This is a genomic window from Chitinophaga sp. 05T412, assembly GCF_056396465.1.
In genome coordinates this window covers 403747-427326 of sequence record NZ_JBFTLN010000005.1, presented here as the reverse complement: position 1 = coordinate 427326, position 23580 = coordinate 403747, and the positions used below count along the sequence as shown (strand labels likewise).

Here is a 23580-nt window from a genome sequence, read left to right as displayed (position 1 = left end):
TGCTAATCAAAACTTTCATTTTCTGAACGAACTTATATGAATCTGATTAGAACCGCATTACAAAAACCAATAGCCATCATCGTAGTAGTGATGGGCCTCTTGTTTTTTGGTATCAAAGCTACGCGGGATATTAAAATAGATATCTTTCCAGACCTCAATCTGCCGGCCATATACGTATCTCAACCCTATGGAGGTATGTCCCCTCAGCAGATGGAAGGTTTTATTGCTACTAACTATCAGGCGCTGTTCCTCTACGTAACAGGCGTAAAGGATATTGAAGCCAAGAATATTCAGGGCCTCACCATGATCAAGATCTCTTTTTATGAAGGGACCAACATGGCGCAGGCAGCGGCGGAAGTGACAGCCATGGCCAATCGCGCATTTTCCGCGATGCCGGCCGGTACGCAACCGCCTTTTATCATTCGCTTTGACGCCAGTACATTGCCTATTGGGCAGCTGGCGTTGAGCAGCCCTATACGTGGCAACAACGAACTACAGGATTTAGCAATGACCGTAGTACGCCCTTCCTTCAGCCGCGTGGCCGGTTTAACATCACCGGCTCCTTTCGGCGGAAACTCCCGTACCATCGTGATCCATGTGGACCCGGAACAAATGCGCAGCCATAACCTCACCGCAGATCAGGTGGTGGCCGCCATCAAAGATAATAACCAGATTTCCCCCGCGGGTAACGTGCGTATTGGTGATATCACCTATCTCACCCCCGCAAACACGGTAATACGAACGGTAAAAGAATTCGAAAACATTCCACTGGTAATAGGTGATGGCCCAACCGTGTTTGTAAAAGACGTGGCCAAAGTGGAAGATGCTGCAGACATCACCAGCAGCTACGCGGTGATCAACGGGAAACGTTCTGTTTACCTGCCCATCATCAAAACAGCCGATGCATCTACGTGGACCGTGGTGAACAACCTGAAAGCAGCACTTCCCAACATCCAGAAGTTATTGCCGGAAGATGTGAAAGTGGAATTTGTATTTGACCAGAGCGTGTATGTAATCAATGCCGTGAAAAGTTTGATTAGTGAAGGGGTGATAGGCGCCGTGCTCACCGCATTGATGGTGTTGCTGTTCCTTGGCGACAGGCGCAGTGCCTACATCGTGATTATCACCATTCCAGTGTCTATTATCATCGGTGTGATGCTACTGAAGCTCTTCGGACAAACCATTAATATCATGACGCTGAGCGGACTGGCGCTGGCCATTGGTATCCTGGTAGATGAGTCTACGGTAACCATAGAAAATATTCACCAGCACCTGGAAATGGGCAAACCCAAAGCCCAGGCGGTATGGCATGCCTGCCAGGAAATAGCATTTCCTAAATTGCTGATCCTGTTATGTATCCTCGCAGTATTTGCGCCGTCGTTTACAATGGCCGGTGTGCCTCGTGCCATGTTCATGCCTTTGTCGCTGGCAATTGGGTTCTCCATGATTGCATCTTACCTGTTATCTCAAACACTGGTGCCTATTCTCGCCAACTGGATGCTGAAAGCAGATAAGTTTCAACACCACACCCGCCCACATGTTCACTGCGATGATGTGCACAAAACAGCCGACTATATAGAAACTGAAATTGCTGACGAAAAGAAACATACAAAAACCATTTCCGGATTCGACCGGTTTAAACTCCGGTTTATCGGATGGTTGGAAACATTATTAAAAAGACGGAAACTGGTAATAGGCGCCTATTTCCTGGGCGTTCTCGCCATCGTAGCCTTTAGCATTAGTATTATAGGCCGTGATATTTTACCTAAACTGAATAACGGGCAATTCCAATTACGCCTGAAAGAACCTACCGGTACCAGATTGGAACGGACGGAAACCATGCTTATTAAGTCAACGGAGATTTTGAAGGAGATGGTCGGTGCTAAAAACATCGACATCACCTCCTCCTTTGTAGGTACGCATCCGTCGTCTTATTCTACCAATCCCATTTACCTGTTTATGGCTACGCCTAATGAAGCCGTACTGCAGGTAAATCTCAAAGAAGATTACAAAGTAAATATGGACGAGTTCAAGGAGAAATTGCGCAAGCGTATCCATGAACAAATGCCTGAAGTGAAGATGAGTTTCGAGCCTATTGACCTCACTGATAAAGTGATGAGCCAGGGCGCCGCTACGCCGATTGAAATTGCGGTAATGGGTAAAAATCTGAAAGAAAGCATACCATTTGCCAATAAGGTAATGGCAGAGATGAAGAAGATTCCTTATCTGCGGGATGTACAGATTAATCAACCGATGAACTACCCTGCTATCCGTGTTAACATAGATAGGGAAAGGGCCGGACAGCTGGGTGTAAGCGTCACAGACATCGCTAAGTCATTAACGGCATCTACTTCTTCCAGCCGTTTTACAGAGAAAAATAACTGGCTGGATGAGCGCAATGCCACTTCTTATTTCGTGCAGATTGCCATACCGGAAAACGAAATGAGTAGCCTGAATGATATGGCGGCCATTCCGGTGAGTAAAGGAAAAGCCCGTCCATCACTGGGAGATGTGGCCACCTTATCTGTGGATACGGTGGTAGGTGAATATGACCGTATTGGTGCGGTAAGAATTGTTTCTATTGGCGCAAATATTTATAAGAAAGATTTGGGTAATGCGTCTGCCGCAGTAGCAGCGGCTATTAAGCGGGCAGGAGAGCCACCACGTGGTGTCACCGTCGAAAAGCGTGGGTTGATGAACCTGTTGGGCGAAACGCTGGATAGCTTACAATCCGGATTGGCGGTAGCGATTGTAGTAATTCTGTTATTACTGGCGGCTAACTTCCAATCGTTTAAAGTGGCGCTGGTGGTAATATCCACTATTCCTGCGGTGTTGGCCGGTTCGCTGGTCATGTTGCTGATTACCGGATCTACACTGAATCTGCAATCATATATGGGGATTATCATGTCAGTGGGCGTATCGGTGGCGAATGCCATCCTGCTGATTACGAATGCAGAAAAGTTGCGACTGGAAAATCATGATGCTACCAGATCTGCGTTGGAAGGTACTTCCATCAGGTTACGTCCTATTCTCATGACTACCATCGCAATGGTGGCCGGTATGATACCGATGGCCTCCGGCCTGGGTGAAGCGGGCGACCAAACAGCGCCACTGGGTCGTGCGGTAATCGGAGGACTGATTGCCAGTACGTTTGCCTCCCTGTTTATTCTGCCATTGATCTTCTCCTGGGTACAACAGAAAACCAGCGTGAAATCGGTGTCACTGGACCCGGAAGACGAAACCAGCCAGTTTTATGTACCAGGCGCAGCACGTGTTTAACCAATTTTCAGGTGTATAACTATAATGACTAAACGACATATCAATATCATGAATATAAATAAATACAGCCGGTCGTATCGGGTTATCGCGACAGCTGCGTTGTTACCAATAGGATTGTTTTTTGCTTCCTGCCACACGTCCCGGGCAGATGATGAAAGCACATCAGAAAGCCAAAGTGTACAGGTGAAAATTCTTCACCTGAAGAAAAGCTCGCTGGATGGATCGCTCCGCCTGCCTGGAGAAATAAAGCCTTTCCAGTTTGCGGATCTGTATGCCAAAGTAAATAGCTATGTGAAAAGTGTGAACGTAGATCTGGGTAGCCAGGTAGTGGCCGGTCAGGTGCTGGCTACACTGGAGGCGCCCGAAATGAATACGCAATTGCTGGAAGCGCAATCGCGCCTTCATACCAAAGAAGCCATGTTCCGTGCCAGTCGCGCTACTTATGATCGCTTGCTCAAAACAAGTAAAGTACCGGGTACCATTTCCCCGAACGACCTGGACATGGCTTTTGAAAAAATGAGTGCAGATAGTGCTGAATTATTATCTGCCCGGTCATCTTACCATGAAGTACAACAAATGCTGGGCTACCTGGTGATCCGCGCACCTTTCAGTGGGGTAATCAGCCAGCGTAATGTGCATCCGGGTACTTATGTAGGCCCGGCAGGTAAAGGATCTGATAAGCCTTTATTCAGACTGGAAGAACAACAGAAACTTCGTTTATCCATTGCCGTACCGGAAGTATATACCGACGAAGCTGCCCATGCGGGCGATGTTCGCTTTACCGTGAAATCCCTGCCTGGTGATACGTTTACAGCTAAAGTAAATCGTGTGGCCGGTAGCCTGGATGTAAAGCTGCGCTCTGAAATACTGGAAATGGATGTGGCTAACAAAAACGCCAAATTGCTGCCGGGCATGTATGCAGAAGTACATATGCCAATTCCGGGTAAAAAAGATGTGTATATAGTTCCTAAGTCAGCGATCATCTCTAACTCAGAAAAAGTATTTGTGATCAAATCCGTTAATAACAAAGCCTTATGGGTACCGGTAAAGATGGGTAACGAAGCCAACGGTCAGGTGGAAATTTTCGGTGATTTGTCGGACAATGATCAGCTGGTACAGAATGGAAGCGATGAAATCAAAGAAGGGACTGCTTTACAGGCAGTCACAAAATAATGTGTGTTTAAAAGAGGGGAATAGTTTGCGGAAGAAGAATCAACTGGCAGAGGAATCAATAAAAGGTTAAATGAATCGAGTGATGAAGAATCAATTAATCGGCCTGTACACAGTAGTGAAAGCAACGAGCAGTAGCTAACAAATTATTCCCAATGATGAGCATTACAGCGCTTCCGTAAGAGGGGGCGCTGTTGCTTTAAAACACGAAAGAGAATTGTTGCCATCGTGTAACAGTTGTAGGTTTAGGTAAAGCGGCCGGAATACTCTTATTCCGGTTTTTTTATGCCCACTCATAACACCCGCAACGGATAGTTGGTACGCACTTTCCCCTTCGCAATGGCTTGTAGCTTGTGTTTCAATAAGGCCTTGCGTAATGGCGGCAGATAGTCGAGGTATAGCTTCCCATTCAGATGATCATACTCGTGTTGTATGGCCCTGGCTGTTTCGCCGTGGAAAATATCCTGATGTGCCGTAAAGTTTTCGTCCAGGTATTGCAGCGTGATAGTAGCCGGACGGAATACTTCTTCCCAAATACCAGGTATACTTAAACAGCCCTCTGTATCTGATAAGCAGTGGTCACTATAAGTCAATATGGTTGGATTAATAAAAGTGCCCTTACAATCCGGTGTGGCAATCAGGAAAATCCGATAGGGGTAATTGACTTGTGGTGCCGCCAAACCGGCTCCTTTAGCGCGTTCCAGCGTATCCCACATGTTTTTAATCAGCGCTTGTACGCCGGCAGTAGCAGGAGAGATGTCCTCGCAGGTTTTCCTTAGAATAGCTGCTCCGTAAGCGATGATAGGTAGTACCATTTTTTTCTCTGCAAATAATAAAAGAACGCCCGAAGCGGATAGTAAATTTTAGACACTTGTAAAAAGACACCAATAATTTAGTGGTAACTTTATTGAGTTATGCCGGTAGATATTCTTGCACATATTATTGGGCGTCAGCCGTCCGCCATGGTGAGTACCCTGCAACCCGCTGCGGCATTACTGCATGTGGTAGAATACTATTGCTGGTATACACACGGGCATAATGGCAAAGCCTGGGCAGCGCTGGATGGGCAACCGGCGCTGGTATTTTTATTGAATGAAGGCGCCATCACCTTTACAGGTAAATACGAAAAGGTAATCAGCCATGGCTGCTTTTGTAATGGTACCCTTGAAAATACTTATCTGGGGGAGATGGATACCGATACACAGTTGCTGGTAATCAAGTTTAAGGCAGATGGCTACGGATACTTGAAAACGCTGCTGCAACCAACGCCAGGAGTTACTATTATGGAACTGCCTGCCGTTATGCTGGAGCTGTTGTTCATCCTGCGTAAGGCCAGCTCCCGGCAACAACAGGCGGGGATATTGAATACTTTCCTGGAACAACGGCTACCAGATGATATCACGGGAAATTTCCTCTTGCAAAGTGCCGCCAACATTATTCAACAAAAAAAGGGACAAATTACAGTGGCAGACATCTGTGCTTTACTCAAAGTAAATTACAAGTGGCTGGAACGGAATTTTCGTATACACACGGGCGTTACCCCCAAACAATACATCAGTAACATCCGTTTCTTACATACCTGGATGGATGTACAGCAGGCGGCGCAACCGCTGACCAATATTGCACTTGACAACGGCTACTACGATCAGAATCACTTTATCAAAGCATATAAGAGGTATACGGGTAGCGTACCATCTGCCGTAAGATAAAACATCCAAAAGCAAGAGATCTTACTTTTGGATGTAGATGTATAATGAGGGATGAAATGCTTACCAGTCTTTCTCTGCAGATACCGGTTGTCCTTTCACTTTCTTCGCTTTATCCTGTAATTTCTTTTCTTCCTGAGATAGTGCCTGCAGTAAACGTTCTGCCTCCTGTTTGCTCATTTTGCTGGGCTGAGGTTGTGGCTTCTCCTGGTCTTCTTTGTCTTTATCCTTATCTTTTTGATCTTTGTTCTGATCTTTATTCTGGTCTTTATTTTTGTCTTTGTCCTTGTCCTGCTGGTCTTTGTTTTGATCTTTGTTTTTATCCTTATCCTTGTCTTTGTTCTTATCGTTTTTATTCTTGTCTTTGTTTTTATCCTTGTTGTCTTTGTTATCTTTCTTATCGTTGTTTTGCTGTTTTTTCAGCATGGCCTGTGCGTAAGCGAGGTTGTAGCGGGCATCTTCATCGGAAGGATTTATCTTCAGTGCCTGTTTGTAGGATTTAATACTTTCTTCCCACTTTTTATCTTCCATGTAAGTATTACCGATGTTGTAATCTGCGTTGGACTTTATGCCTGATTTATCATCCAGTTTGAGGGTGTTGGCATATTGTTTACGGGCGTCGTCATAGCGCTTTTGCTGATACAGGGAGTTGCCGAGGTTGTAGTTACCGATGGCCGACTGTGCATTTTGCTMCAGTGCTTTTTTATAATTGGCTTCCGCATCGGCGAACTGGTTGTTTTTGTACAGTTCATTTCCTTTGCGGATATACTTGTTGGTGCCGTTTTGTGCAAAAAGGTAGTTGCTGGTGAGCAAGGCTACCATGGTAATAAAACAATATTTTATAAAAATAATTTTCATGCGCTGTTGTGTTAAGCTGCTGGTGTTGCCTTCGGACGTTTGAAACGTACTTCAGGAATGAAAAATTCGATCAGCAGCAATGCCAGGCATATGCCCAGGAAATATTGGAAATAACTGTTGTAATCAGTGAATACGTTTTCTCCGAACTCTTTCTGCTCCATGCTATCAATTTTGTTCACGAGGGTATTCACTACATCATCGGTATTGTTATCGAGGTGTTGATAAATCCCTCTGCCTGCGGCAGCAATGGATTTCAGCTCGTTTTCATTCAGTTTGGAAATAACGGTGTTGCCTTCTCTGTCTTTTTTATAACCGCCGGTTTCGGGGTCAGGCAGGGGAGAACCGGACACGGAACCGATGCCAATGGTATTGGTAACGGCGCCATTATCGAATGCCGCTTTGGTATGTTGTATCGCTGTTTCATCATGATCTTCTCCATCGGAGATAATGATCAGGGCTTTATGTTTACGTTCTTTTTTATTGAAAGCATCGTCGGATACCTGGATCGCCTGACCGATAGCGGTACCCTGTGAAGGGATCATATCGGGAGATACCGTACTGAGATACATTTTAGCAGCGGAATAGTCTACCGTAAGCGGCATTTGCAGGTAGGCGTTGCCGGCAAATACTACAAGACCTACACGGTCATTGTCCAGCTTGTCCATTAATTTGCTGATCAGCTGGCGTGCGCGGGTAAGACGATCAGGTTGTACGTCGGTGGCCAGCATACTTTTGCTGACATCCAGCGCTATCACAACGTCTACTCCTTTGCGGGTAATTTTTTCCATGCGGCTTCCCTTTTGCAGGTTGGCCAAGCCCACTACACCAAAAAAGAAGGCCAGGAAAATGAGCAGGAACTTTAATATAAACAGTTTGCGGGAATAGCCGGTAAAGAGTTTTTCCACCAGCGCCTGATCTCCAATACGGCGTATAGAACGGCGTTTCCACCAGGATACACCCAGGAAAGCCACCTGTAATACCAACAGGAGCACCAGTGCCCATAAATATTCACTATGCTGAAATCGTAACATATTCGACTTTAAGATATCCGTTACCGGTAGTAAACCAGGTAAGATATCAAAAATAATTTTTTTGTTACGTATTGCAAGCCGAAGGGACGGGGTTTTATCGTTTTTTTAACGTTGAAGTAGACGGAACACGGATGTTGTCTTTCTCCCGATTGTGCTGATTGAACTGATTTTTGGTATAAAAAATTTGGGAAGATGTAAGTGAACTTATCCACTTATATCTTCCCAATCTCTTCTAAATCAGTTTATCAGGAGAAAAACAAAACTCCACGATGGTCAATAACTGCTACATTTCTCCTTTGAAATATCCTGCATCTGTCAGGATATTGCGGAGTATTTCCATGCGTACTTTGGGAATATCCACGGTAGGATCTTCTGTTTCCATATTCAGCACAAAGAAGCAGGGATGGCGGTTTTCTTCTATCCAGCCTACTATCCAGCCTATTTTCTTTGCGTCGTTAGTACCTAATCCCGTTTTGTAAGACAGCTCATACTTCGGTGTTTTTTCCATGAGCATCACGTCACGAACGCTTTTCATGGTAGTTTTAGCAAAAGGGAGCTGGTCGAAATACAGTTTCTTCACAAAGCCCAGTTCTTCATCTGGCGATATCTGCAGGGAGTTATCGAGCCAGAAAGTATCTAAACGGCTGATTTTCATATTACCATACTTGATGGAGTCGAGCCAGAGCTGCATGGTAGGTTGGCCAATACGGCGGGCCACTTCCTGGAAATAAGGAACGGCAGATGCTCTGAAAGCCTCACCCATGGTCAGGTTTTTATTCCATGCAGGGATTTCACGGGTAACGCCATCCCATGGAATCACCATACCGGTATCTGTGATAGCGCCAGTGTGCAGGCCCACCAATGCATTGAATATTTTAAAGGTAGATGCGGGCAGAAAACGCTTTTTAGCTCTTTCCAGGTTATATACTTTGAATTCCCCCTGGCTGTTATTAAATAGCATAAAAGTGCCTTCTACTTTGTATTGGGCAAAATATTTTTCCCAGCTCTTTTCTTCTTTTACATTATTCGGCGCGCAGGCAGCAAGGGACAAACCTATCACTAATAATATCCAGCCAAATCGTTTCATCAGCATAAAGATTAAATTGTAAGATGCAAAAGTAGCTAAAAGCCGAAAGCAAAAAACTATTGTAACAAATGAACATCGCGGGTATTAATGCGCTTTGATCATTTGTTACAATAGTTTTTTGCTTTCCGCTTTTAGCTTTCGGCTACTAGGAAATAACGCCCAGTTCTTTACCCACCTTCGTAAAGGCCGTGATAGCCCTGTCGAGGTGTGCTTGTTCGTGGCCGGCACTCAATTGTACGCGGATACGGGCCTGACCTTTAGGAACTACCGGGAAGAAGAATCCGATTACATAAATGCCTTCCTGCAGTAATTTATCTGCAAATTGGGCTGCCAGTACGGCGTCGTACAGCATTACGGGTACAATAGGGTGATCACCGGGTTTAATATCGAAACCAGCTTCCGTCATTTTAGTACGGAAGTATTGGGTATTGTATTCCAGTTTGTCGCGCAGGGCGGTTGTTTCGCTCAGCATGTCCAGTACCGCAATAGAGGCGCCTACTATGCTCGGAGCCACGGAGTTGGAAAACAGGTAAGGACGGCTACGCTGACGCAGGATGTCAATTACCTCTTTAGGACCACTGGTAAAACCGCCGGAAGCACCGCCCAGGGCTTTACCCAGGGTGCCGGTAATAATGTCTACCCGGCCCATTACGCCACGGTACTCATGTGTACCGCGACCTGTTTTACCCAGGAAGCCGGAAGAGTGGCTTTCATCCGACATTACAATGGCGTTGTATTTATCCGCCAGGTCGCAGATTTTGTCCAGTTGGGCAATGGTACCATCCATACTGAAGGAACCATCTGTTACAATGATACGGCTGCGGCAGTCCTTCGCTTCCTGGAGCTTCGCTTCCAGATCGGCCATATTATTATGCTCGTAGCGGAAACGCTGTGCTTTACAAAGACGAACCCCATCAATGATAGAAGCGTGGTTCAACGCGTCGGAAATAATGGCGTCCTGCTCATTGAATAATGGCTCAAATACGCCACCATTCGCATCAAAAGCGGCTACATATAAGATAGTATCTTCTGTACCCAGGAATTTGGAGATCTTTTCTTCCAGCTCACGATGAATATCCTGTGTTCCACAAATAAAGCGAACACTGCTCATACCATATCCATGCGTATCAATAGCATCTTTGGCAGCTTTCACTACCGCAGGATGTGAAGAAAGTCCGAGGTAGTTATTAGCACAAAAATTCAGTACGGTATTGCCACCAACCTGTATTTCAGCTCCCTGCTCAGATGTAATAATGCGCTCCCTCTTATACAAGCCGGCTTTGTTGATCTCGCCTAATTCTTCCTGCAAGCGGGTGATAAACGGTTTATTCATAAAAATTGTAATATTTAGATTACATGCACCAAAGTTATAGGCAATAAATGTATCACGATTATTTATCGCCGAAATGAGTAACGACCGGATATGCAAAAAGTTTGACCCAGGTGTAACATTTAGCCGTTGTGCTCCGTCATAGTACTATCATGATTATAAATGCCATGAAATGAAAAGCTGGCTAATCAATCTTAAAAGAAAAATACTAAAAGAGTATACTGAATAAAGGATTGATCATCAGTTTGAAAGGAACTGTTACTGCAACTGTGGGTATGATTTGTACTGACTTTAGAGATGGTGTGGGTAACAAGAATGGAGTTTGTCAATGATGGGTATTAAAGTATTTGTCGGAACTTAGCACTAAAATCCCGCACCACCGGAATGACGGAAAAGGAGTACAATAAATGCGTGGATCTGTATTCGGACAATTTATTCCGCTTTATCGTTAAAAATCTGGAACATGCGGAAGACGCCAGAGACGTAGTACAGAATTCATTCGAAATATTGTGGAAACACTGCCAGGATGTGCCTTTTGAAAAGGCAAAGTCATACCTGTTCACAGTGGGCTACCACAATATGATCGACCATGTACGTAAGGTAAAGCGGATCACCCTGGTGGAACAGTTCAAAGAAGAAGAAAGAGTATCAGAACATAAAATACATAACGCCAAAGAAGTCATTGAAAAAGCATTATCGAAACTGAGTGAAGTACAACGTTCTCTGATAATGCTAAAGGATTACGAAGGGTATTCCTACGAAGAAATAGGAGAAATGATGAACCTGAATCCCTCACAGGTAAAGGTTTATCTCCATCGGGCCAGGATACATCTGAAAAATTATCTGGTCAAAATGGAAAATGTTATATAGTTTTTTTATACTTTTTAAGACGTTAATAATAAATTAGATTTTTGTCAATAGAGATTAACATATCAAACTACGAATCCTACCTTCTCAGCTACATCGATGGTGAGCTGAATGAGGTAGAACAGGCCGCTCTTGAGCTTTTCCTGCAAAAACATCCCCAGTTCAAACAGGAACTGGAGCTGCTGGAAGGAGTAAAAGTGGTGCCGGATGAAACCATCGTATTTGATAATAAAGCATCCTTATATAAAACTGCGTCTACCGATACCGTTGATTATGAGGAACTAATGCTGGGGTATATTGATGGGGAACTGACTGTGGAAGAAGCAGGAACACTACAGGTATATCTTGCTAAACACCCTGCCGCCCAACAAGACTTGTTACTCCTGCAGGCCACTAAATTAACACCGGATACCAAACTGGTATTTAAAGACAAGGCCTCCTTATATAGAACAACCGCGCGCAAAACTGCGCCAATATACCGCCGTATCGGATGGGGCGCTGCTGCAGCCGCAGTAGTAGCCGGCCTGATCATCTGGCTGTTGCCTGCTGGTCATCATACCCAACCACCTCCGGCGATGGCAGTGAATACCCCCACTACCGTAACAGGCCCTTCCGTAAATAACACGCCGCTGCCCGCTGCACCTCAGGTTGCAACCGCTCCGGTAGCAGCGCCTGATGCGGTGAACAAGCCTAAGGAAACAGTACAACCCGCAAAAAGTAATAAAAAGGCTATTGCCCGTGAAAAGGAACCAGCTGTAGTAACAGTACCAAACAATGACCTGGCTACTACCAATACCCCAAAGCCAGAGATACCAGTGATGTCACAATTACCACCACAGCGTAATTCAGTGGATGAACTGGTAGAAAAACACCTGCAACAGGCAGAAAATGCCCACATCGCGGTAGTAAAACCGGAAGCCACTAAAGAACCTTTGCTGGCCTCCAATACAAAAATGAATGATAACGCAGGTCAAATAGCTGCTACCGCCACCGCAACCCCAGGTGTACAAGGGGAACTGATTATGTCAGTAAGTGGTTCCGACAGCAAAATTCTTGATAAAGTAACCAATGTAGCGAAGCTTTTTTCCCGTAGGCGGAATAAATAATAAATTATGGTCACAGCATATGAAGCATAAAATTTTACTCATCTTGTTATTGGTATTGTGTGGCGGGTGGGCTCATGCGCAAAAGGTAAATACACAAAGTACTTCAACCCCTCCTCCTGATACCATACAGATCAAGGGGCTGATCATCATAAAAGGAAAGAACGATAAAGGCCGCACCAGCTATAAGTTTTATAGCGATACCGCCTATGCCCGCCAGAAGCTCAAAAAGAATCTGCAAACAAAATGGTTTGTATTCGACCTCGGATTCAATAACTATATTGACCGGAGCGATTATAGCGGTGCCAGCTTCATCAGCTATTACCCTAATAGTACACAATACTTCAATGGCGCCATGGCACAACCCGTGACAAGGCAATATGATTACTCGGCCAGCGGACTGGCTACTTTTGCCCCAAGAGAGGCAAGCGAGCCATTAACACCCTCCGAATTCAAGTTAATCACCGGAAAATCAATCAATTTTAATATTTGGATCTTCGAGCAAAGACTTAATATAACAAAACACAAGCTTAACTTGTTATATGCTTTAGGATTAGAGATGAATAACTATAGGTATGCCCGCAGCATTACATATCTGCCCGGCTATCCTACACAAATAATCAGAGATTCCGTAGAGTTTTCAAAAAATAAGCTATTTGCTGAATACATCTCCGTACCAGTAATGCTTAATTTTAATTCTAACCCCGCCCGCCCGAATCGTGCATTCCAGGCGAGTATTGGTGTCTCCGGTGGTTATCTGCTCAAATCCAGAACAAAACAAGTAAGTGCCGAAAGAGGTAAGGTGAGAAAAACTGACGACTTTAATCTGAATAAATGGCGTTTTGGGTTAACGAGTGAATTAGGCTACGGTCCTGTGAAGTTGTATGCAAATTTCGCCCTGACGGCATTACATGATTATGGGTTACAACAATATCCATTTTCAATCGGTATCCGGTTGAATGGATTCTAAGTTTATTAGCCAGTCCAAAATTGTGTTTATGCGTTCTTTTGTTGCTCTGATGACATGTATTGGTTGTATTGCATGGATACATTCCTGTGAAAAACGTTTATTAGGCGTTCGGATCGAGAAAAATAATATCCCCCGGTATGATCTGCCACAACAGTTGCCAGTGGCTATCTTACCTCAAAACATTCCACCTCATTATATCTCCGGGATAGGAAGTAATACCATCGCAACCACCGCCTATGTATCACATAGCCGGACCAAAAGGCCTAAAAAACAAGCCAGTAGAAARGCGGAATCATCGCTGCTGAACCTGGCCTGGGCAAAAAATCCCCATACAATTTATAATACTTACCCCTGATCCATTCTTTGATCTAGTTAAGATGATGGCCGGTTGAACAATCGGTTGTTATTCCTCTGCATCTACCGCTCATACAATTATCTGTCTTTTTCGCGGTATTTATTTTTCACTTCCGGTATATTTGGAGACTAATTTTCAAAAAACCAACTATTGTATGAGTCTTAAAAGAGTCGTATTACTTTGCTTGTTTGCCTGCTCGTTGAAAACAGCAGGAGCACAAGGGAAATACCAATGGAAGGAAGCTACCTCAGGGGGCTATACCTACCGCTATATTTCCAATGATCCCATGAAGGCGCGTTTTTACACACTCAAAAACGGTCTGACAGTTATACTGAGTGTTAACAAAAAAGATCCACGCATCCAGACGCTGATCGGCACCCGCGCTGGTAGTGATAACGACCCTAAAGACCACACCGGTCTGGCTCACTATCTGGAACACCTCCTCTTTAAAGGTACCCAGCAATATGGTTCCCTCGACTGGGCAAAGGAAAAGCCACTGCTGGACCAGATCTCCGATTTGTATGACAAATACAACAAAACTACTGACCCGGCTGCCCGTAAAGCCGTTTATCATGTAATCGACAGCGTTTCCGGTGTTGCAGCTAAATATGCCATCGCCAACGAATACGATAAAATGATGTCAGGTATGGGTGCACAAGGTACCAACGCCCACACCTGGGTAGAGGAAACTGTGTACGAAGAAGATATCCCTTCCAACGCCATTGATAAATACCTCACCGTTCAGGCAGAACGCTTCCGCGATCCTGTTTTCCGTTTGTTCCATACAGAGCTGGAGGCAGTATACGAAGAAAAGAACCGTGGACTGGATAATGATGGTCGCAAAGTGTATGAAACAATGCTCGCTGCCCTGTTTCCTACACACAACTATGGCCAGCAGTCTACCATCGGTACAGTTGAACACCTGAAAAATCCGAACCTGAAAGCCATCCGCCAATTCTATAATGAATACTATGTGCCAAACAACATGGCCGTAATTATGGCGGGCGACTTCGATCCGGATTATGTGGTGAAAACTATTGATGAGAAATTCAGCTATATGAAAGCTAAGCCGGTAAAGGAATACAAGCCTGCTCCGGAAGCTCCTATCAAGGCACCTATCGTAAAAGAAGTGTTTGGTCCGGATGCTGAAAGCGTGGATATCGTTTTCAGAATGCCTGGTGCTCTCGACACCAAATCCAATGTGGTAATGGGCGTACTGGCTTCAATCCTGGAAAATGGTAAAGCTGGTCTGCTGGATCTGAATATCAACAAACAACAGAAAGTCCTCAACGCCAGTGCCGGTGTAATGGGACTGAAAGACTATTCCATTTTCTCTATGAGTGGTAAAGCCAAACAAGGCCAAACCCTGGAAGAAGTGAAAGCCTTGCTGCTGGGCCAACTCGATATCCTGAAAAAAGGAAACTTCGATGAATCCCTCGTAAAAGCGATTGTTAATAACTCCAAATTGGACGAATTACAAGGCCTGGAAAACAATAACGCCCGCGCTAAATCCCTGATGGATGGCTTTATTAAAAGTAAAGGCCAGAATTGGGCGTATGATGTGGCTTATGTAGATGATATGGGCACTGTTACCAAAAAACAACTCGTAGACTACGCCAATAAATACCTCAATGATAACTATGTTATTGTTTACAAACGCAAAGGGGAAGACAAAAACATCGAGAAAGTAGAAAAACCTGCTATCACGCCGGTAGAAGTAAACAGAGAAGCACAATCTGCGTTCCTGCAGAAAATTGCTGAAATGCCAGCTACTCCAGTGAAGCCACAGTGGCTGGATTACGAGAAAGATATCCAGAAAACATCTTTGGGTAATACAGACATGATGTACGTACAGAATAAAGACAATGGTCTTTTCCGTTTGTACTACCGCTTTGATATGGGTAGCTGGAGCAATAAAAAACTCCCGCTGGCAGCGCAATACCTGCAGTTCCTGAGCACAGATAAATATACATCTGAGCAAATCAGTAAAGAATTCTACAACATCGCTTGTAACTTCAGCGTAGCTACCAGCACAGAAAATACAACTGTTGCCATCACTGGTTTGCAGGAAAACTTCGATAAGGCCGTGGCTTTATTTGAGCATATCATTGCTAATTGCCAACCTAACGAAGAAGCCCTGGCTGCCCTCAAAGGCCGTATCCAGAAAGCGCGTGCAGATAGCAAACTGAATAAGGGCGCTATTATGAAAGGTGTGATGAACTACGCGATGTATGGCGCTAAAAATCCGTTCAACAACCAGTTAAGTCAGGCTGACCTGAATGGTATCTCCGCTAAAGAACTGACAGACATCCTGCATGAGCTGCCAACTTATAAACATACCGTTATCTATTGGGGCCCGCAAACATTGACTGCTGCGGCCGCTGATGTGAAAAAATTACACACTTTACCTGCTACATTGAAAGATGCACCAGCTGCTATAAAGTTTGTAAAAACTAACCAGGACAAAAACCAGGTGCTGTTTGCTGACTACGACATGGTACAAACAGAAGTGAACTGGCTGAGAAACGGAGGTGTTTATGATCCTGCTCAAACAGGGCTGGTAGGCTTATTCAACAGCTACTTTGGTGGCGGCATGGGTTCTGTAGTATTCCAGACCATCCGTGAATCTAAAGCACTGGCTTATTCTACTTACGCTTTCTATGCGCCGCCTGATAAACAGGGAGAGCGCTACTCCGCATACGCTTATGTTGGAAGTCAGGCCGATAAAATGAATGACGCCATCACCGGTATGAACGAATTGCTGAATGATATTCCTCGTGCCGACAAACTCCTGGAAACAGCGAAAGAAGGCATGAAACAGGATATCGAAACAGAACGCATCACCAATGACGGTATCATTTTCAGCTACCTCGCTGCTCAGAAGCTGGGTCTGAACACGGATATCCGCAAGCAGGTGTATGAGTCTATCGACAAAATGACCTTCGATGACATAAAGAAGTTCCATGAACAGAACCTCGCTCACAAGCCATATACTTACTGCATTGTAGCTTCTGAAAAGAAGGTGCCTGCAGAGGAGTTAAAGAAATATGGAGAGGTGAAGAAGCTGTCACTGGATGAAATTTTCGGTTACTAATCATCGTATCTGAAGTATGAAAAAAGGAAGGCACTGCGCATCTGGCGTGGTGCCTTCCTTTTTTAGAAGAGAAGGTTAAACAATAAACTGCGATTCATTCACGTTTCTTAATCTGCATATTTAATACTCCTATGAAGAAGTGCTGTCATTACTGGCTGGTGGCGATCCTGTTGCTACTGCCACTTAGTGGATTTGTGAATGAATCTGATTTATACAATGTACGGTTAAATGCAGGCAGCATTGATCCGGACAAAATTTTCCTGCTAATAGATAAAAGCGATTACCGCCTGTACGTATACGAGGACGTGACGTTGAGAAAAATTTACAAAGTGGTATTTGGGAACCGTGATCAGGCAGATAAACAAATAGAAGGGGATCGTAGAACACCGGAAGGCACTTTTCATATTTTAAGCAAAAGAGTAGATAAAAGCTGGAGCCGCTTTATGTTGTTGGACTATCCGAACGAAGCTTCCTGGCAGAAGTTCCATCAGCGGCAATCGGAGGGGCTTGTGTCTTCCGAGGCTACCATTGGCGGGGCTATTGGTATTCATGGTGTGGAGTATGGCTCTGGTATCCGGGATAATTATGTAGAAGGCAGAGTGAACTGGACCCTGGGATGTATTAGTATGAAAAACGCGGATGTAAATGAATTGTATGATGTGATCAAAGTGGGTACACCCGTAGTAATACGCCGGTAAGATTTTTGTATATAATTCAGCAGGTGACTCCCGGCGGCAGCCATGGGTCGTAATTTAGCAACAAGAAAAAGCAACGGCATCTAGTGGCGCAGTAATACTGCACCATGACTCAAATATACAATCGGCGGGTCAGATCCTGTGAAGAGCGCGCTCCACTCGTATGGTGCGCGCTTTTTTATTGGAGAAATGCGGTGACTTCCTTTGTCCACACAGCAGCATCTTTCCCACAGAACGACTGGTGGCCGGCATTGGGGAATATATGCAGCTTCTTTTGCCGGGTGCCTAAATTTGAAAATACGGCTTGTGTTTCTGCGGGCATTACGCGAATGTCTTGCTGTCCGTAGAAATAGAGGACAGGTACTTTTATTTGTGCAGCATAGCTTTCCGGCTTAAATCCGGCGCCCCAGAAGCCTTGCTCCAGTCCACCCCAAAAAGTGAGTAGCTGCGACAACGGTGTAGCCGGGAGGTGTACGGCGCGCATCCTGCTTTTTACAGCGTCTGTAAGCGTGGCAAAAGGACATTGGATAATTACCTTTTGAGGGCTTAGACCATACTCTGGTACGGCTTTTAAAATGGCCGCTGCTCCCATACTTACGCCCCATAAGATAATTGGCTGCGTACTTTTTTGATGTACGTAGTCCCACGCCAGTTTCACATCTTCAGCTTCTTTATATCCTACGCTACAGGTATGTCCTTCGCTATTACCATGTGCGCGGAAGTCGAGCAGGAAGGTGTTATAGCCTAATGCCCGGAAACGGTCCGCCTCCGGAAAAAGGGAGCCTTTATTGCCATTGTAGCCATGGAAAAGAATTACAGCGCCTTTGGGGTTATTTGCGGGAATCCACCAGCCTTCCAGTTGCAAGCCATTTTGGGTTCGCAGATGTACCGTTTCAAAAGGCACTGTGGGAGATTGGCTAGTCACAGATTTAGCGATGCGTACACCAAAAAAAATGATACCCAGCTTTTCCCCGGTGCTCATTTGCTCCGGTTGCTTGTTACGGCGGCCGTTGTCATCATAGAAGTGGGTGAATTTCCAGGCATGGAAAGCCGCAATGATATTGAGTAAGAGAAACAGGGAAAGACAGATCCAGCCTGTTCTTTTGAGGAAACGTTTCATGCCGGGTTGACATTTATAAAAGAAAGGGATGCAGTGAATCATTCCTGCATCCCTTTAAGAAAGATATAAAATACTTTAGAGTTTGCCTGCCTTGATTTCTTCTACTACAGAAGGATCGAGTAAAGTTGAAGTATCGCCCAGGTTGTCCAGGTCGTTTTCGGCGATTTTGCGCAGAATACGGCGCATAATTTTACCGGAGCGGGTTTTAGGCAAACCGCTTACAATCTGGATTTTATCTGGTTTAGCAATAGGTCCGATGATGCGGGCTACTGTTTGTGCGATATCTTTTTTAGTCAGTTCCGGATCATGTGTCAGGCGTTCCATGATCACATAAGCGTAGATACCCTGGCCTTTGATTTCGTGAGGATAGCCTACCACTGCGCTTTCTACTACGCCGGAGTGCATGTTGATGGCGTTTTCTACTTCGGCGGTACCAATACGGTGACCACTTACGTTGAGTACATCATCTACGCGGCCAGTAATTCTATAGTAACCATCTTCGTCCCGTAAACAGCCGTCGCCGGTGAAGTAGAGGTTTTCGTAAGTGGAGAAATAAGTTTTACGGAAGCGCTCATGATCGCCATAAGTGCTACGCAGCATACCAGGCCATGGGAATTTGATGCAAAGGTTACCGCTAACGCCGTTGCCTTTCAGTTCGTTCCCTTTTTCATCCACCAGGATAGGTTGTACTCCTGGCAGTGGCAGGGTGGCGTAACCTGGCTTTTCTTTGGTGATACCGGCAATAGGGGTGATCATGATACCACCGGTTTCTGTTTGCCACCAGGTATCTACAATCGGGCATTTGCCTTTACCGATATTGTCTTTAAACCAATGCCAGGCCTCTTCATTAATAGGTTCACCTACGCTACCTAGTTTCTTGAGAGAGCTAAGGTCTTTATGATTAACAGGACCGAGGCCATAACTCATCAGGCTGCGGATGGCGGTAGGAGCGGTATATAAGGTGTTTACTCTGAATTTATCTACAATTTCCCACAGTCTGCCTGCGTCAGGATAAGTAGGTACCCCTTCAAACATGAGGGTGGTGGCGCCTGCACTCAGCGGGCCATAGGCGATGTAGCTATGTCCGGTGATCCAGCCGATATCCGCGGTACAGAAGTATACTTCGCCGGGTTGATATTGGAAGGTATTCACGAAGGTGTAGTTGGCATATACCATATAGCCGGCGCAGGTATGTACCACGCCTTTAGGTTTGCCGGTAGAGCCGGAAGTATACAGAATGAAGAGAAGGTCTTCTGCATCCATTTCTTCAGCCGGGCAAGGCGGGTTGCCCATTGTTTCTACCTGTTTAATTTCATCTTCCCACCACAGGTCTCTGCCTTTCAGCATGCTTACCGGAGTGCGGGTACGGGTACAAACAATTACTTTTTTTACAGATGGGCAAGCCATCAGGGCATCGTCCATTACTGATTTTAATGGAATGTCTTTAGCGCCGCGATAAGCACCATCGCAGGTAATAACGAGGCTGCATTGTGCATCCTGTATCCTGTCTGCAATAGACTGTGCACTGAAACCGCCAAATACTACAGAGTGAACGGCGCCAATACGGGCACAGGCCAGTATAGCGATGGCCAGTTCCGGGATCATCCCCATGTATATACACACCCGATCACCTTTCTTTACACCATTATTCTTCAGCACATTGGCAAACTGACAAACCTTATTATAGAGGTCGCGATAAGTGATAATGCGATGATGTTCTTCCGGATCATTGGGCTCCCAGATAATAGCGGGTCTGTTGCCCAGGGTACCTAAATGACGATCCAGACAGTTTTCTGTGATGTTCAGTTTTGCACCGGTAAACCATTTGATTTCCGGATCTTTAAAATTCCAGTCCAATACCTTATCCCACTTGCGGCGCCAGTAAAAATGGTCTGCAACATTGGCCCAGAAGCCTTCCGGGTCAATTACACTCTGTTGATAAGCCTGCTGATAATCTTCAATACTCTTGATCTGGTATGGGTACGACATAGCACCGTAATTGTTTATTGGTTAAGTACAAGCATTTTCCTAACGGGGTTTAAATTTAAGAAAAACCAGATGTTTTAGTAGAAATAATCTAAAAAATCATGTTAAAAGCAGATTATTTTTCAACATATGATCGCAGGTATTTGTAAATCTCCGCATCCTGAGGGTCGCGTCGGTCGGCTGTTTTCATGAAGCGTTTATAGTGGATAACCGCTTGTGGTTTATTTTTTAATTGTACATCATAGATGCGGCCAATGCCGTATTGGCGCAGGGGTTTATGAAAAAGATAGTAGGCGGTATCCAGGTTGGAAACGGCTGCTTTGTACTGGTGTAGTCCCTCATAATTAGCTGATTTACCGCTGTAATAACTATCAAGGCTTTTGGAAGTAGCCAGGTCAATACAGGTATTTAATAATTCATTGCTGGCCTCATAATTTTTCAAGGCAGTATACGCCAGTGCTGCGTAGTACATAATGTTTTCCGACTGAGCTTTGTTGGCCAGCATGTATTCATAAACGTTAATACATTGCTGATATTTCTTTAGTGTATACCACGCAGCTGATACAATGCTGAAGGTATTGGGTGAAATAACTTTCATCTCCATCAATTGTGTGCCTAGCGTAGTGCAACGGGTATAATCTTTCAGGAACCAGGCGGATCTTACGGCAGTCATCACTACGGAAGACTGTGTAGAATCTCTTTGCAGAAAAGCCCGGAGAATGCTGTCTGCCAGTGCATACTGTTCTTTGCCTATCCATTCTTCTCCCAGGCGGGCCGTTACTTTAGGATCAGCAGGGTTGAGTAGGTAGGCCTTTTGCAACCATGTAAAGGCGCTATCCTGTAGCTGGGCTGCAAAGCCGGCAAAGCTGAGTTGCTTATATGCAGTGGCGTTGGTGGGTTGTAACCGGATAATTTCCAGATAATGTGGAATGGCGAGCTGCGGCGCTTCCATTTGCATGCAGATGATGGCCAGGTATTGATGGGCAGGCACATTATTGCTATCCAGCTGCAGCACTTTTTCATACTGTGTAACGGCATCCTTTGTTTTACCGGAGAGATAATAGGTGTAGCCGAGCAATGATAGCTGCGACACGTTGTTGTCTGCTACTCTGGGTTGTAAATAACTGATGGCGCTTTCGTATTGCTGGTTCTGCAGGTATTCCATTAGCTGGGTGCGATCAATGGTTTGCTGGCTGAATACGGGTTGGGTGGTGATGACCAGGAGCAATATATAAAGAAGGCGGGTTAGGCGATGATGCATAAAATGAGTTTTATAATCTTAAAACTAAGAATTTAGTTTTAAAAAGAAAAACTTAGTTATCAACTTTCATCATCAGCTATTTATTTAAAAAAAGTAAAGCCTTGTATACCAGGGGTAGGTTACAAGGCTTTACTATTGCAAGCATACTTAGGAAAACGTTTTTACAGAACAGGGGATGAAGGACTACGGTAGTATCAGGAGAGTTTTTTATATTTCTCGAGGTATTCGTCGCCCGCTGCATACACTTCTTCCATGATTTCAATAATTTTTTGCTTCTCGGCATTGCTTAGTGCAGGAATAATTTTCCCTTTCTCATTAGGATTGGGTTTGTCTTTTCCGCGCATTTTGCGATAGAACGTGGGGGTGCTCCAATTGCATTCTTCGCACACCCTTTCTCTGAAAATAATTGGGAGCGCAGAAAGTTTGGTGTGGATGTCCAGCAGAACATTGATTGGTTCTTTACTCATAGTAGGTAATATTTACTGTATGATTGGATATGGTTAACAACAGCATTTGTGTCAGAATGAGCATGTTTAAAATGTACGATTTTAGTGTAAGCAAATATATTTATAATCATGCAATTTATAATTATAAAATTTTACTTTCAAGAAAAAAAATAATAATTCACGTAATGTAGTGTGGTAAGGTGTTTGGTGACATTTTGTTTCTGTTATTTTAGATTGTTTGGCAGAGAATCGATGTGTATATTTTACACGATAAATGTCATGTATTTTAATAGAATTATCAATGTGGTTTTTGGGTGGTCAAAATGAGAAATATTTATCATTGTTTTTTGCGTATATCCTTCACGGTTAGATAGGCCGATGGTTAGCCAGCGCTGTTTACAGACTTATATTTTTTTCGTTAAATTGATATTTTTATTTACAAAATGAAATATTAATTGTTAAATTATACGATAATACGACAGGCATAACCCTGTATGTAGCATCATAATTTAAAATGAAAAGGGATGCAGTCGAGCCTGATACACATGGGACACCGGTTGAAACAGATTCTGAAGCAGAAGAAAATTAAAATAGTGGACTTCGCTGCTATGGCTGGTTTCACCAACCAGATTGCGCATTATCACCTGCGTAAAAGTGACATGAAAAGAGCCACCATGGAGCGTTTTTGTGCGCTTATTGGTATTACTTCCGATGAATTTATGAGATGGAGCGGGGCCATGCAAATTGCCAATGGAAAAAGTATCCACCATGGCGAACGCCTCCAGCATATCATCGCGGAAAAGGGACTCAACAAAAGTAAACTTGCCAACCGGCTGGACATGAGCCGGCGCACTATGTACAACCTCTTTGAAAAGGAAACCTTCTCTCCTGATGAAACGGACCGGGTGGCCAAAGGACTGGACATGAGTGTGGACGCTTTCCTGAATCCGGGCATACTCCAGGAGTCCAGGAATACCGATAGTGAAGAAATGATGTTGTTAAGAGAGAAGTACTATAAACAGCTGGAAGAGTATAATCAGTTGTTGAAAAGTCATGCCGCATTACGGGATGAACTGGTACAAACAAAAAAAGAGTTAACCGCCTGTCGCAAACAAAATCATTCGAAATAGGAAAAGTATACCGGTATGCCAGTAACGTTTAACCCAATTCTACTATTAGGCTTACCCGGAGCAAGCAGCCTGAAGCTGCAATAAGATGCAAC

Annotated in this window: 19 protein-coding genes; 10 read left to right on the top strand and 9 right to left on the bottom strand. The window is 44.5% G+C overall.

Annotated features, from left to right (window positions below):
• The first annotated feature begins 36 nt into the window (after positions 1–36).
• Entirely contained in the window at positions 37–3279 is a 3243-nt protein-coding gene (locus AC1DFM_RS14285) for an efflux RND transporter permease subunit (protein WP_477077408.1), read from the top strand.
• 48 nt (positions 3280–3327) lie between these two features.
• Positions 3328–4452: an efflux RND transporter periplasmic adaptor subunit gene (locus tag AC1DFM_RS14280; protein WP_477077407.1), complete on the top strand. Its 1125-nt coding sequence runs from the start codon at positions 3328–3330 to the stop codon at positions 4450–4452.
• 290 nt (positions 4453–4742) lie between these two features.
• Here AC1DFM_RS14280 and def read toward each other — a convergent pair whose 3' ends face one another.
• Positions 4743–5264, bottom strand: a complete 522-nt coding sequence (def, locus tag AC1DFM_RS14275; protein WP_477077406.1) for a peptide deformylase — start codon at positions 5262–5264, stop codon at positions 4743–4745.
• Positions 5265–5363: 99 nt separating this feature from the next.
• Here def and AC1DFM_RS14270 point away from each other — a divergent pair, with 99 nt between their 5' ends.
• Positions 5364–6158: a helix-turn-helix domain-containing protein gene (locus AC1DFM_RS14270; protein WP_477077405.1), complete on the top strand. Its 795-nt coding sequence runs from the start codon at positions 5364–5366 to the stop codon at positions 6156–6158.
• A gap of 60 nt (positions 6159–6218) precedes the next feature.
• On the opposite strand, the gene AC1DFM_RS14265 is transcribed toward AC1DFM_RS14270, so the two are convergent.
• The 4 genes from AC1DFM_RS14265 to kbl all read right to left on the bottom strand — a co-directional run bounded on the left by AC1DFM_RS14265 (position 6219) and on the right by kbl (position 10464).
• Positions 6219–7013: a tetratricopeptide repeat protein gene (locus AC1DFM_RS14265; RefSeq protein ID WP_477077404.1), complete on the bottom strand. Its 795-nt coding sequence runs from the start codon at positions 7011–7013 to the stop codon at positions 6219–6221.
• A gap of 11 nt (positions 7014–7024) precedes the next feature.
• The gene (locus AC1DFM_RS14260) at positions 7025–8044 is read right to left on the bottom strand and encodes a VWA domain-containing protein (RefSeq protein ID WP_477077403.1); all 1020 of its coding nucleotides are present in this window, start codon (positions 8042–8044) and stop codon (positions 7025–7027) included.
• A 283-nt stretch (positions 8045–8327) separates the two neighbouring features.
• Positions 8328–9131 carry a class D beta-lactamase gene (gene blaOXA / locus AC1DFM_RS14255; protein ID WP_477077402.1) on the bottom strand — a complete coding sequence of 268 codons (804 nt, stop codon included), beginning with the start codon at positions 9129–9131 and terminating at the stop codon, positions 8328–8330.
• Between the two features lie 145 nt (positions 9132–9276).
• Complete coding sequence (kbl, locus tag AC1DFM_RS14250; protein ID WP_477077401.1) at positions 9277–10464, bottom strand: glycine C-acetyltransferase; 1188 nt, start codon at positions 10462–10464, stop codon at positions 9277–9279.
• 381 nt (positions 10465–10845) lie between these two features.
• Between kbl and AC1DFM_RS14245 the strand changes: the two genes are divergently transcribed.
• The 6 genes from AC1DFM_RS14245 to AC1DFM_RS14220 all read left to right on the top strand — a co-directional run bounded on the left by AC1DFM_RS14245 (position 10846) and on the right by AC1DFM_RS14220 (position 17548).
• Entirely contained in the window at positions 10846–11331 is a 486-nt protein-coding gene (locus AC1DFM_RS14245) for an RNA polymerase sigma factor (protein ID WP_477077400.1), read from the top strand.
• 41 nt (positions 11332–11372) lie between these two features.
• Positions 11373–12434 (top strand): anti-sigma factor family protein, encoded by a 1062-nt coding sequence (locus AC1DFM_RS14240; RefSeq protein ID WP_477077399.1) that lies wholly within the window; start codon positions 11373–11375, stop codon positions 12432–12434.
• A 19-nt stretch (positions 12435–12453) separates the two neighbouring features.
• The gene (locus AC1DFM_RS14235) at positions 12454–13401 is read left to right on the top strand and encodes an outer membrane beta-barrel protein (protein WP_477077398.1); all 948 of its coding nucleotides are present in this window, start codon (positions 12454–12456) and stop codon (positions 13399–13401) included.
• A 28-nt stretch (positions 13402–13429) separates the two neighbouring features.
• Positions 13430–13756 carry a hypothetical protein gene (locus tag AC1DFM_RS14230; RefSeq protein ID WP_477077397.1) on the top strand — a complete coding sequence of 109 codons (327 nt, stop codon included), beginning with the start codon at positions 13430–13432 and terminating at the stop codon, positions 13754–13756.
• A gap of 154 nt (positions 13757–13910) precedes the next feature.
• Positions 13911–16850 (top strand): M16 family metallopeptidase, encoded by a 2940-nt coding sequence (locus tag AC1DFM_RS14225; protein WP_477077396.1) that lies wholly within the window; start codon positions 13911–13913, stop codon positions 16848–16850.
• A 131-nt stretch (positions 16851–16981) separates the two neighbouring features.
• Complete coding sequence (locus AC1DFM_RS14220; protein WP_477077395.1) at positions 16982–17548, top strand: L,D-transpeptidase family protein; 567 nt, start codon at positions 16982–16984, stop codon at positions 17546–17548.
• Between the two features lie 175 nt (positions 17549–17723).
• On the opposite strand, the gene AC1DFM_RS14215 is transcribed toward AC1DFM_RS14220, so the two are convergent.
• The 4 genes from AC1DFM_RS14215 to AC1DFM_RS14200 all read right to left on the bottom strand — a co-directional run bounded on the left by AC1DFM_RS14215 (position 17724) and on the right by AC1DFM_RS14200 (position 22379).
• Positions 17724–18665 carry an alpha/beta hydrolase gene (locus AC1DFM_RS14215; RefSeq protein WP_477077394.1) on the bottom strand — a complete coding sequence of 314 codons (942 nt, stop codon included), beginning with the start codon at positions 18663–18665 and terminating at the stop codon, positions 17724–17726.
• Between the two features lie 75 nt (positions 18666–18740).
• Positions 18741–20654 (bottom strand): acetate--CoA ligase, encoded by a 1914-nt coding sequence (gene acs, locus AC1DFM_RS14210; protein WP_477077393.1) that lies wholly within the window; start codon positions 20652–20654, stop codon positions 18741–18743.
• Positions 20655–20766: 112 nt separating this feature from the next.
• The gene (locus AC1DFM_RS14205) at positions 20767–21912 is read right to left on the bottom strand and encodes a tetratricopeptide repeat protein (RefSeq protein ID WP_477077392.1); all 1146 of its coding nucleotides are present in this window, start codon (positions 21910–21912) and stop codon (positions 20767–20769) included.
• Positions 21913–22106: 194 nt separating this feature from the next.
• Entirely contained in the window at positions 22107–22379 is a 273-nt protein-coding gene (locus AC1DFM_RS14200) for a hypothetical protein (protein WP_477077391.1), read from the bottom strand.
• Between the two features lie 503 nt (positions 22380–22882).
• Between AC1DFM_RS14200 and AC1DFM_RS14195 the strand changes: the two genes are divergently transcribed.
• Positions 22883–23488 (top strand): helix-turn-helix domain-containing protein, encoded by a 606-nt coding sequence (locus tag AC1DFM_RS14195; RefSeq protein WP_477077390.1) that lies wholly within the window; start codon positions 22883–22885, stop codon positions 23486–23488.
• The last annotated feature ends 92 nt before the right edge of the window (positions 23489–23580 follow it).